Source organism: Escherichia sp. MOD1-EC4550, from assembly GCF_963876935.1.
GTDB classification, from domain to species: Bacteria; Pseudomonadota; Gammaproteobacteria; order Enterobacterales; family Enterobacteriaceae; genus Escherichia; species Escherichia coli_F.
Genome location: NZ_CAWNSE010000001.1, coordinates 503585 through 514755 on the forward strand (window position 1 = coordinate 503585; position 11171 = coordinate 514755).

Below are 11171 nucleotides of genomic sequence, written 5' to 3' on the forward strand. Positions count from 1 at the left end.
AGTTCAAAGAAAGTTAAACGCAGGCAATGTATGTTACGCGTTTTAAAGGGAAGTGTGGTTTGCGGGTATGTACGATTTTAATCTGGTGTTGCTGCTGCTTCAGCAGATGTGCGTTTTTTTAGTCATTGCGTGGTTAATGAGTAAAACGCCATTATTCATACCGTTAATGCAGGTCACGGTTCGTCTGCCGCATAAATTTCTCTGCTACATCGTCTTTTCCATCTTCTGCATCATGGGCACCTGGTTTGGGCTGCACATTGACGATTCTATTGCCAATACCCGTGCGATTGGTGCGGTAATGGGCGGCTTACTCGGCGGTCCGGTCGTCGGTGGGCTGGTTGGTCTGACCGGCGGGTTACATCGATATTCGATGGGGGGCATGACCGCGCTAAGTTGCATGATCTCGACCATCGTTGAAGGATTGCTCGGCGGCCTGGTACACAGCATCCTGATCCGTCGCGGGCGCACTGATAAAGTCTTTAATCCCATTACCGCGGGTGCCGTCACGTTCGTCGCTGAAATGGTGCAAATGTTGATCATCCTGGCGATCGCCCGACCTTATGAAGATGCGGTGCGTCTGGTGAGTAATATTGCTGCGCCAATGATGGTCACCAATACCGTCGGCGCGGCGCTGTTTATGCGTATATTGCTCGATAAACGCGCGATGTTTGAAAAATACACTTCGGCTTTTTCTGCTACTGCGCTGAAAGTGGCGGCCTCGACGGAAGGCATTTTGCGCCAGGGGTTTAACGAAGTGAACAGCATGAAAGTGGCACAGGTGCTGTATCAGGAGCTGGATATTGGTGCAGTCGCGATTACCGATCGAGAGAAATTGCTGGCCTTTACCGGAATTGGTGACGACCACCATTTACCTGGTAAACCGATTTCTTCGACTTACACCTTAAAAGCGATTGAAACCGGTGAAGTGGTCTACGCCGATGGCAACGAAGTGCCTTACCGTTGCTCGTTGCATCCGCAATGCAAACTGGGGTCGACGCTGGTAATTCCGTTGCGTGGTGAAAATCAGCGGGTGATGGGTACCATCAAATTGTATGAAGCCAAAAACCGTTTATTCAGTTCAATCAACCGCACGCTGGGCGAGGGGATTGCGCAACTGCTTTCGGCGCAGATCCTCGCTGGGCAATATGAGCGGCAAAAAGCGATGCTCACCCAGTCAGAGATCAAACTGCTTCACGCCCAGGTGAACCCCCATTTTTTGTTTAATGCGCTTAACACCATTAAAGCGGTGATCCGCCGCGACAGCGAACAGGCCAGCCAGCTGGTGCAGTATCTTTCCACTTTTTTCCGCAAAAACTTAAAGCGGCCTTCGGAGTTTGTTACTCTCGCCGACGAAATTGAACATGTGAACGCTTATCTGCAAATTGAAAAGGCGCGCTTCCAGTCGCGGTTGCAGGTCAATATTGCTATTCCGCAAGAATTATCCCAGCAGCAATTGCCCGCGTTTACCCTGCAACCGATTGTGGAAAACGCCATTAAACATGGGACATCACAACTGCTGGATACAGGGCGAGTAGCAATCAGCGCCCGACGTGAGGGGCAACATTTGATGCTGGAGATCGAAGACAATGCTGGCTTGTATCAACCGGTAACCAATGCCAGCGGGCTGGGGATGAATCTGGTGGATAAGCGTTTACGTGAACGGTTTGGCGATGACTATGGGATAAGCGTCGCCTGTGAACCTGATAATTACACCCGAATAACGTTACGACTGCCATGGAGGGACGAGGCATGATTAAAGTCTTAATTGTCGATGACGAACCGTTAGCACGGGAGAACCTGCGCGTATTTTTGCAGGAGCAGAGCGATATTGAAATCGTTGGTGAGTGTTCAAACGCCGTAGAAGGGATCGGCGCGGTGCATAAACTGCGCCCGGACGTGCTGTTTCTCGATATCCAGATGCCGCGTATTAGCGGTCTGGAAATGGTGGGGATGCTCGACCCGGAACATCGTCCGTATATCGTTTTTCTCACCGCGTTTGACGAATACGCCATTAAAGCCTTTGAAGAACATGCATTTGATTATCTCCTGAAGCCAATTGATGAAGCGCGGCTGGAGAAAACGCTGGCGCGTTTGCGTCAGGAGCGCAGCAAGCAGGATGTTTCGCTGTTACCGGAAAATCAACAGGCGCTGAAATTTATCCCTTGTACGGGGCATAGTCGGATTTATTTGCTGCAAATGAGAGATGTAGCATTTGTCAGCAGTCGGATGAGCGGTGTCTACGTTACCAGCCACGAAGGGAAAGAAGGTTTTACCGAACTGACTTTGCGCACCCTGGAGAGCCGTACACCACTACTGCGCTGCCATCGTCAGTACCTGGTTAACCTCGCGCATTTACAGGAGATTCGTCTGGAAGATAACGGCCAGGCCGAGTTGATTTTACGTAATGGCTTAACTGTTCCGGTCAGCCGCCGCTATCTGAAAAGTTTAAAAGAGGCGATTGGCCTGTAAAAGACTGCTAAAATGGTTTTTTGCCTCATCAACACCTGAAGGCCTCATGCTAAGTAACGATATTCTGCGCAGCGTGCGCTACATTTTGAAAGCCAATAATAACGACCTGGTGCGCATTCTGGCGCTGGGTAATGTCGAAGCCACTGCGGAACAGATCGCCGTCTGGCTACGCAAAGAAGACGAAGAAGGGTTTCAGCGTTGTCCGGACATTGTTCTGTCTTCATTCCTGAATGGCCTGATTTATGAAAAACGTGGCAAGGATGAGTCAGCGCCGGCACTGGAGCCGGAACGTCGCATTAATAACAACATCGTGCTGAAAAAATTACGTATCGCGTTTTCGCTGAAAACTGATGATATTCTGGCGATCCTTACCAAACAGCAGTTCCGCGTTTCGATGCCGGAAATTACGGCGATGATGCGTGCACCGGATCATAAAAACTTCCGCGAATGCGGCGATCAATTTTTACGTTATTTTTTGCGTGGACTGGCAGCGCGCCAGCATGTGAAGAAAAGCTAAGACGGGCATGGCGGCCATGCGAAAAACATGGCCGCTGACAGATTATTTCACTTCTTTAAAACCAGCGGCTTTCATCACCAGTTCCATTTGCGCCATAGTGATACCTTTTTTGGCATCTTCAGCAGAAACGTTGATACCTGAAATACCCTGCAGGGCTTTAAAATCAACTTTTTCCATATCGATAGTCACGTTTTCCTGAGCATAAGTATCGGTAAAGGTTAATTTTTCTTCAACGCCAGGGATGTTTTTATATTTGGCACTTAACGGCTCAAGTGTCTTGGCAGCATCTTCTTTGGTGGTTGCACCAATGGAGGCAAATTGAATTTTGGTTTCAGAAGATTGCTTAAGAACCTTGTCACCTTTGTAGACATAGGTAATAGCAATTTCAGTACCGTTCAGATTAGCGCTAAATTTCTTCGATTCTTCTTTGTCACCGCAGCCAGCAAGAGAGAAAACCAGAACAGATGCAACAACAAGGGAAAACAGCTTATTGAAAGCCTTCATGTAAAACTCCATTTTATTTAATCAAGGAACTGGTGACCACACCAGGGGCCATATAGGATATGCCTAATACCTTGGCGTGAGCAGTCCGGAACTGGAGTAGAACTCTTTGTAAAAAGCACTATTTGTCCTTGTTACTCAAGCAAGGTTAATAATTGTTCGCAAAGCAAAACGCAGTTATTCATTGCTTCTCCCCGTGCCTCGCCTTCTGTATTACGAAATTGTCCCAACACATGTGCCAGCCGATAAAAACCCATCGCGGTGAGTTCATTGACCAGCAACTCTGACTGACTAATGGCACTCTGTTCCTGATAGCGCCAGCCATTATGGAGCAGTTGAATAAGCAACGCCTGACAGCGCATCAGTAACTGATGAGTGGTAGACGGTACAGGCAGAACGCTGGTAGAAGGTAGCGGTGCCACAGGCGCAGTTTCTGCGTCCAGTGCCCAGGCGCGGGTTTGCGTCATCATTACTCGTGGTTCCAGTGTCAATTGCCCCTCAGCAAAATTGATAAACCCAGAAACCAGACTAACGGGATCTTCTGTTTGTTGTAACAGAGCTGCCATGCGTTCAACAGCAAAGGGCGCATTGGCTGAAGCTGGCAGTGATAACGTCAGCACATTATCGTCACCTTCGCCACTGATTACCTGCGCATCCAGTGTCTGCCGACTGCTGTCCCAACCGAGTGAAATGCACTCTTCTACTGGCAGAATAAATAAGTTATCGACCTGGTTAAGCGGTCGTATGGCGGCTGGCGGACGTTGGCGTAAATATTCCCGCAAAGCCACAATGCCCGGCTGGCGCAGTGGTGCGCTCAACATTTGCCAGGCATCAGGCGACAGCGGAACAACACTGCTTAAGCGGTTGCGGGTAGCTAATAGCAACTCGCCATCAGCACTGCGTTTTGCTGCTTGTGAAACAATTTGCCCACCCGCCAGCGCGCCAGCCTGAAAACTAAACAGCCGCCGTTTTGCCGCTGGAGAGTTATCCTGTTCACTTCTCGGCCAACTGCGCGAAAGATGCAAAATACTGCCGGTGTCGGGATCGGTGAACCAGATGCGTAAACCATACCGCTCATTATCCTGCCAGCAACGCATACCTAGTGACACCAGCCGCAAATGATCAAGCTTTGCTTCGCCAGCAATGCCTGCGCCAACGACCGTGCGCCACGGTATGGGCGGTACTTCACCGACACTGTCACGTCGCGCCATCTCTTGTGCACTGTTCAAGCGACTGGTTAACGCCGCAAGCTGGCACAAGCATTTTCCGGCATGATAGTGGCTGGCGCGGGCGTGGAAGGCATCAACGCTTGCCCGTAGCTGTCGTAGTGATTCACTTACCCAACGCCAGTTGCAGCGTTCCGCCGCTTGCTGCGCGCGGCTGAAAGCGGCCTCGTAGTGGATTGACGGTTGGCTGATGCCGCCCAGCCATAATGCCTGACTTAATTGCTGAACATATTGACGACATGCTTTACCTTCGTCGCTGGAAAACGGATCGTCAGATGATGTGACGTGTTCACTGTGCATCTGCCAGATCAAATGAGTAAATTCTGCTTGTTGATTTTTGGCCTCGACGAAGGCCTGCACAGCCAGTACGACATGTTCACACAGCGTGCCTTCAATACAATCACAGCGTGCGAAACGAATGCTGCTGCGGGAATAAAAACGCACATCGCTCATCGGTAAGCGGGCAGAGGGAATTTCGCCCGGGGTGCAGAACAACTCAATGGTGATGCCTTTAGCGACCAGCGCCTGCGCGCGTTTGCGCGTGGTATTGGGCAGGGTAGCCAGTTCTTCCTGCCAGATTGCCGGATCCCACTCTTCTTCTTTTGCCGTAGGCTGGGCAGTGGCACAAAGTCGTTGATAACTTAACACCAGCATCACGCGATGACGGCACATGCCGCTGGCCCCGCAGCTGCATTGAGCCTCTTTCAGTGCCTGACTGTTCGCCAGCCGGGTACGGACACCGTCACTGAACGTGGCGATTAAAGCGCCGTTCTCATGGCAGATTTCCGGGACATTGCCATTTTCCAGTTCCTTAAGGCTGCGCTTCACAAAACCAGCATTGCTTAACGCCGTCAAAGCTTGTGGTGTCAGTTCTAATAATTCCGGACGTAGTGAATTCATGACTGAAGATTCTCCGCAAGCCAGGTCGCCAGTTCGCCCGGTGTCATGGCAGCTATTTGTGCGCCGACATTAACCAGCGCCTGGGCCATATCGCGGTCATAGCAAGGTGTTGCGGTGCTATCGAGCGCCGCCAGTCCCAGCACTTTGATGCCGCTCTGGACACACTTTTTCACCTGATGCGTCAGCAATGATGATGAACCCCCTTCATAGAAATCGCTCACGAGGATAATGACGCTTTTCGCTGGTCGTTCAATAAGTTGCCGACCATACTCCACGGCACTGGCGATATTGGTCCCGCCGCCCAGTTGTACTTTCATTAATAACTCTACCGGATCGGCAACGTCGGCAGTGAGATCGACGACGTTAGTGTCAAAAGCGACCAGATGGGTACGAATGCCGGGTAACTGCCATAAACAGGCCGCCATCACCGCTGAGTGGATCACCGAATCGACCATTGATCCGCTTTGATCAACCAGTAACACCAGCTGCCATTGTTCGCTATGGCGCTTAATGCGACTGTTAAAGCGGGGGGATTCGATATACAACTTGCCGTGTTGCGGATGCCAGTGTTGCAGGTTGGCACGCAGGGTACTTTTGAAATCGAAATTACGCGCCAGTGGAATAAATGAGCGGCGACGACGATCGCGGACACCAGAAAAAGCCTGACGAACTTCCTTTGCCAGTCGCGCCATAATTTCTTCAACAACCTGGCGCACTATCCGGCGGGCGGCAGCCAGCACTTCGGGATTCATCAGATGTTTGGTGTGCAAAACGGCGCGTAACAGGCTTTCAGAGGGCTGCATACGCTCCAGCACGTCGAGATTCGTCACCACATCTTCAATGCCGTAGCGCAGCACGGCATCGCTTTCCAGCCGCTCAATCACCTGCTGCGGAAACAGCGTGTGAATACTGTTGATCCACTCAGGGGTGGTGAGATTTGAGTCACCTAATCCACCGGAGCGTTCACCACGCTGGAGCCGTTCAGGATCGCGCCCGTACAGCCACTCCAGCGCGTGGTCTATCCGCCGGGCGTTGTCATCCAGCCCACAAAGCGTCGTTTCTGCCGCTTCGCCAAGAATTAATCGCCAGCGTTGTAGCTCACGAGTGGTCAGAAGATCGTTCAGTTCAGACATGGAAAACTCCCCAGTGTTGCAGTGATGCCAGTGCCTGCTGTTCGAGTTGTTGATGATGTGCAATGGCTTGCGGTGGGCAATGCAACGGCATTTGCAACGCCGAAACGGGAAGCTGAGCGAGCTGGTAATGCTCAAGCACCTGATGCGCCAGCGTCCCGCGTTCTCGTGGCGGTAGCCAGGCCATCGCCGCGCGTAAATCGGGCAGGGCGTTAATAAAATCGGCGTCACTCAGTTGATTCAAATGGCTGCTGAAACCGGCGATAAATGCAGGCTGACTGGCCAGTTGATGGCGGGCCAGCGCCAGCAAACCGTGCAGCGCCTCGCCAGATTGTGCCGGGGATAATTGTGCCAGCATCGTCAGTGCCGCTTCGGCACTGGCGTTGGGATGTTCCAGACGGATCAGCGCGCCAAGGGCCGCACCGCGATCCAGCGCTGGGGCATGAATCGCCTGACTGCGACGTTCCAGTAAGGCTACCGCCGCAGAAAGCGAAACGCCGGGTAAATTAACGCCGCTATTTAGATCGCGCAGGATATGGCAAAGCGCCTGCCAGCTATGCAGGTGAGCGTGAAACTCCTTCTCATCCGGCCTGCCGTTGGATTCACATAGCCACAGTGTGCGATCGATAGCCGCGTATAACGTCGTCTGTAATATCTGCGCGCCTTGCATACCGCTGATTTCATCGAGCTGCCACAAGGCGTAAAGCACTTCCAGCGCCTGGCCCATTTCGGCAAACTGATTTTCCTGGGCGATTAATAATGTGAGTTGTTCCAGTAATTGCTGACTGAAGGACGCCAGACCCGCTAACGCTGCCTGGCTAAGACATGTGGTGATGCCGCTGATTCCACCCGCGTCCAGCATATCGGCTTCTAATTTATTGCGTGCGGCCTCCTGGAGGGTGGCACCAAAGCATGCGGCTTCAATCAATGCCGCATGTTGGCTAAGTGGCTGGGTTAATGTCCAGCGTTCTTCACCGTTGCCCGCCAGCGTCAGTGTACTTCCTTGCTCGCGCACAATGCCGGGAATCTCCAGTATTGCCAATTGATGTAGCACCTGACTTTGCGCCAGTCCATCGGGGGGAAAGCGATTTAAGGTAAGCTCCGCCGGAAGAGAGATTCCGGTACGTTCCAGTTCGCAGGTGACATCTTTTGGCAGAGGTGGCTGTGGCGTCGAGGGGGCAAGTTTACCGAATCCGTCACCTGCTAATGTGTCTATCAACGTTAGCAGAATCGGATCGGTATCGGGATGAATAACGCCGCGATAGCTCCACGGCAACGGCGCATTCAAGGCTTCTTTAATCAGCGAGCCTGCTATGGCATCCAGCCAGTCAGTGCGTAACGGTAGTGTATGACCGCGCAACTGTGCCAGTGCCATCGCATGCAGATGAGCGGCAGCCATATCCGCTGTTGAAGCAGGCAAGTGGTGCTGGCGCAAACGGGTAAGAACCGTTTTTAGTAGTTGTTCACCTGCCTGCTGCAAGCCCCACCGCCAGCACCAGTTTTGCCAGACCGGGGCAGGCATTCCTGAAAGGTATCCTGCCAGCACATCAAGGCGCTTTTCACTGTATGGCGTGAGATAGCAACCTGTAACGGCATCATCCTGTGAGAGCAATTCTGGCTTGTTAATTTCTTGCGGGCATTCGCGCCACATTTTTGCCAGTGCCGGAGCGTGCCAGCCTCCGCAGACGACTAATACGTCGCCATTGTTTTGCTGCATCGCCCATGCAATGCAGTGGGCCATAAAGGCTTCGCGCTGACGATTGAGCGCATCGCCGGAGGCGTCGCCCCGCAGTTGGGCAAAATAGTGCGCCAGTGCAGAGGGTAATATAGTTTGCTGGCTTTCATCTTCGAACAAGTGATCCCACAGGGTATCGCTGTTATCCATGCGGGTGGCACGCAGCAGCAAGGCCTGGCTTTCCTCTTGCATATCAGGCGAATCATCCTCTTCTTCACTTTGTGCCCAGCAAGGCAAATCGATGAAGTAAGTTTGTGCCTGAATACGACGTGCGGCTTGTAGCGCCTGCCACTCCGGCGAAAATTCAGCAAATGGCGTCCAGGCACCACGCCCGGGGGCCGCACCGTCCTGATACTGGCAATAACTGTAAATAGCTACCGGAAGCTGGTGGGCTAACAACAGTTCGTCTACCCGGTCATTAAAATCAGCCGGGCCTTCAATCAACACGTATCGTGGCCGCTGGCTTTCGATTAACGATTTCACCAGCCGGGCGCAGGCCGGACTATGATGCCGGATGCCGACAATTAACGGCTCGCTCATGGATCTTTCCTCACGGCAGGCGGTGGCGAGCTTGATAATAAGCCTGCCAGTGAGCTTCTTTATGTGTAGCGACACGTTGTTCGAAGTAACGGCGCAGACGTGCGCGATCTTCTTCGTTATCTTTGACGATGGTTCCGGCAATACAGTCCACCAGGTCGGCTGGCTCCCCCGCGCGATTCGCTAAAAACCAGGCGCGGACGCCCACAGCGTGGGCCACGTTCACGGCTTCAGCGGTGGACATAATCGCTGTCAGTGTATCCATTGACGTTTTCTTTTCGCCGTTGGCACGCAGATCGCGGAAGGTGCGTACCAGTAACTCAAGTACCGCGTCAGGCACTTTATGCGGAATACCGCTATGGGCCAACAAACGCGCCGAAGCACTGGCGACCAGTTCCAGCTCCTGGGCGAAATCCATAATCGGAAAAACCGTTTCAAAATCGAAGCGACGCTTTAGCGCAGCGCTCATTTCATTGACGCCGCGATCGCGGGTATTGGCAGTGGCAATAATATTAAAGCCTTCTCGCGCATAGAGCTGACTGGCTTCACCAGTGAGTTCCGGCACCGTCATTACCCTGTCAGAAAGCATACCTAACAGACAGTCTTGTACTTCCAGCGGTGTACGCGTTATCTCTTCAAAACGGACAATTTTGCCGTCGCGCATTCCCTGGTAAAGTGGGGCAGGGACCAGCGCTTCCGTTGACGGGCCATGGTTGATAAGCAGGGCGTAGTTCCAGCCGTACTTGATTTGATCTTCGGTGGTAGATGCGCCGCCCTGGATGGTTAACCCAGCATCGCCGCTAATAGCGGTTGCCAGTAATTCAGACAGGAGAGATTTTGCGGTGCCAGGTTCCCCCACCAACATCAAACCGCGCCCGGTAGCAAGAGTGACTAACATGCGTTCGACAGCGGAGGGACTAATCACGACTTTACGGCTGATATTTTGCGCGCTATCGCCAAGAATAAAAGAACGGGCCGCAGGCAAACTTAACTGCCAACCGGGCGGGCAAGGTGCGTTATCATTTTGCTTTAATTTTGCCAGTTCATCGGCGTATAACACAGCGGCAGGCGGACGCTGCAGATGATTATTCTGCGGTGACATATATTCATCCCTGAAATGTATTAATCAAATAAACGATATTTTACGCGCAATAAATGTTTGGCGCATTAGTTGTTTGAGCGGAAAATATCTGGAAAGCAGATCACAGTAAATAAAAAAACCTGCTGGTGAGGCAGGTTCTTTTATTTACTACTTTCAGGCCTAACACCACGGCCTGTGCAACATCGTGTTCCAACGAACGAATTATAACCATCGGTGGACCCCGTTGCAATTAAGATAATGAGATTTATAATCCTGACTGTTGGGACGTTGCGCCGGATCGAACCCATTTCAAGTCCTGGCTACCGGACGGGTGGTGCCGCAGGTAGTGCCCTGATCCGGAGTGCAACATCGTGGTCCAACATACGTAAACCAGTATCGACAGGCAGTGTAAGGGTAAGATGCTGGTGTTGCGCTCCTTAATAAGGAGAGCGGATGGACACGCTGACACAAAAGTTAACCGTGCTCATTGCCGTACTGGAGTTATTAGTGGCTCTGTTACGGCTGATTGATTTGTTGAAGTAACGGGCAAATTGAAACGCATCTAAGGGGGAAAATACCGCTTCCCCCTTTAATAAAATGATTATTGCTTCCATTAATTCACCCGATAACTTTTTTCTTATTTATAAATTCATCGATTTTATAATGAACGTACATTTGACCGGGATGTGAGTATTTATGGTGGATTATGGGCAAAAATATCTGGAAAGCAGATCGCAGAAAATAAAAAAACCTGCTGGTGAGGCAGATTCTTTTATTTACAACTTTGACGTTAAGTTACTGATTATGCAACATGGCGCCCCAACGAACGAATTATAACGACCTACGGACCCCGTTGCAATTAAGATAATGAGATTTATAATCCTGACTGTTGGGAAGTTGCGCCGGATCGAACCAATTTCAAGTCCTGGCTACCGGACGGGTGGTGCCGCAGGTGGTGCTCTGATCCGGAGTGCAACATGGCGACTCAACATACGTAAACCAGTATCGACAGGCAGTGTAAGGGTAAGGTCCTGGTGTTGCGCTCCTTAATAAGGAGAGCGGATGGACACGCTGA

General features: G+C 51.7%; 8 protein-coding genes. 3 read left to right on the top strand and 5 right to left on the bottom strand.

Annotation, left to right across the window (positions count from 1 at the left end):
• Nucleotides 1-67 precede the first annotated feature (67 nt).
• Genes btsS through AACU19_RS02310 form a run of 3 tightly spaced genes read left to right on the top strand, consistent with a single transcriptional unit; the run spans nucleotide 68 to nucleotide 2986 of the window.
• Nucleotides 68-1753: a two-component regulatory system sensor histidine kinase BtsS gene (btsS, locus tag AACU19_RS02300; RefSeq protein ID WP_024212152.1), complete on the top strand. Its 1686-nt coding sequence runs from the start codon at nucleotides 68-70 to the stop codon at nucleotides 1751-1753.
• Complete coding sequence (gene btsR / locus AACU19_RS02305) at nucleotides 1750-2469, top strand: two-component system response regulator BtsR (protein WP_001353101.1); 720 nt, start codon at nucleotides 1750-1752, stop codon at nucleotides 2467-2469. The genes btsS and btsR overlap by 4 nt, the downstream gene beginning before the upstream one ends.
• Nucleotides 2470-2515: 46 nt before the next feature.
• A complete protein-coding gene (locus AACU19_RS02310) occupies nucleotides 2516-2986 on the top strand; it encodes a YehS family protein (protein WP_105278026.1) in 471 nt (156 codons plus the stop codon).
• A 42-nt stretch (nucleotides 2987-3028) separates the two neighbouring features.
• On the opposite strand, the gene AACU19_RS02315 is transcribed toward AACU19_RS02310, so the two are convergent.
• The 5 genes from AACU19_RS02315 to AACU19_RS02335 all read right to left on the bottom strand — a co-directional run bounded on the left by AACU19_RS02315 (nucleotide 3029) and on the right by AACU19_RS02335 (nucleotide 10117).
• Entirely contained in the window at nucleotides 3029-3490 is a 462-nt protein-coding gene (locus AACU19_RS02315; RefSeq protein ID WP_001353103.1) for a YehR family lipoprotein, read from the bottom strand.
• A 131-nt stretch (nucleotides 3491-3621) separates the two neighbouring features.
• Nucleotides 3622-5613, bottom strand: a complete 1992-nt coding sequence (locus AACU19_RS02320; RefSeq protein WP_105278027.1) for an SWIM zinc finger family protein — start codon at nucleotides 5611-5613, stop codon at nucleotides 3622-3624.
• The gene (locus tag AACU19_RS02325) at nucleotides 5610-6746 is read right to left on the bottom strand and encodes a VWA domain-containing protein (protein ID WP_105278028.1); all 1137 of its coding nucleotides are present in this window, start codon (nucleotides 6744-6746) and stop codon (nucleotides 5610-5612) included. Before AACU19_RS02325 ends, AACU19_RS02320 begins: the two co-directional genes overlap by 4 nt.
• Nucleotides 6739-9018: a DUF5682 family protein gene (locus AACU19_RS02330; protein ID WP_105278029.1), complete on the bottom strand. Its 2280-nt coding sequence runs from the start codon at nucleotides 9016-9018 to the stop codon at nucleotides 6739-6741. Before AACU19_RS02330 ends, AACU19_RS02325 begins: the two co-directional genes overlap by 8 nt.
• Before the next feature lie 10 nt (nucleotides 9019-9028).
• Nucleotides 9029-10117 carry an ATP-binding protein gene (locus AACU19_RS02335; RefSeq protein WP_000074861.1) on the bottom strand — a complete coding sequence of 363 codons (1089 nt, stop codon included), beginning with the start codon at nucleotides 10115-10117 and terminating at the stop codon, nucleotides 9029-9031.
• Between the last annotated feature and the right edge of the window lie 1054 nt (nucleotides 10118-11171).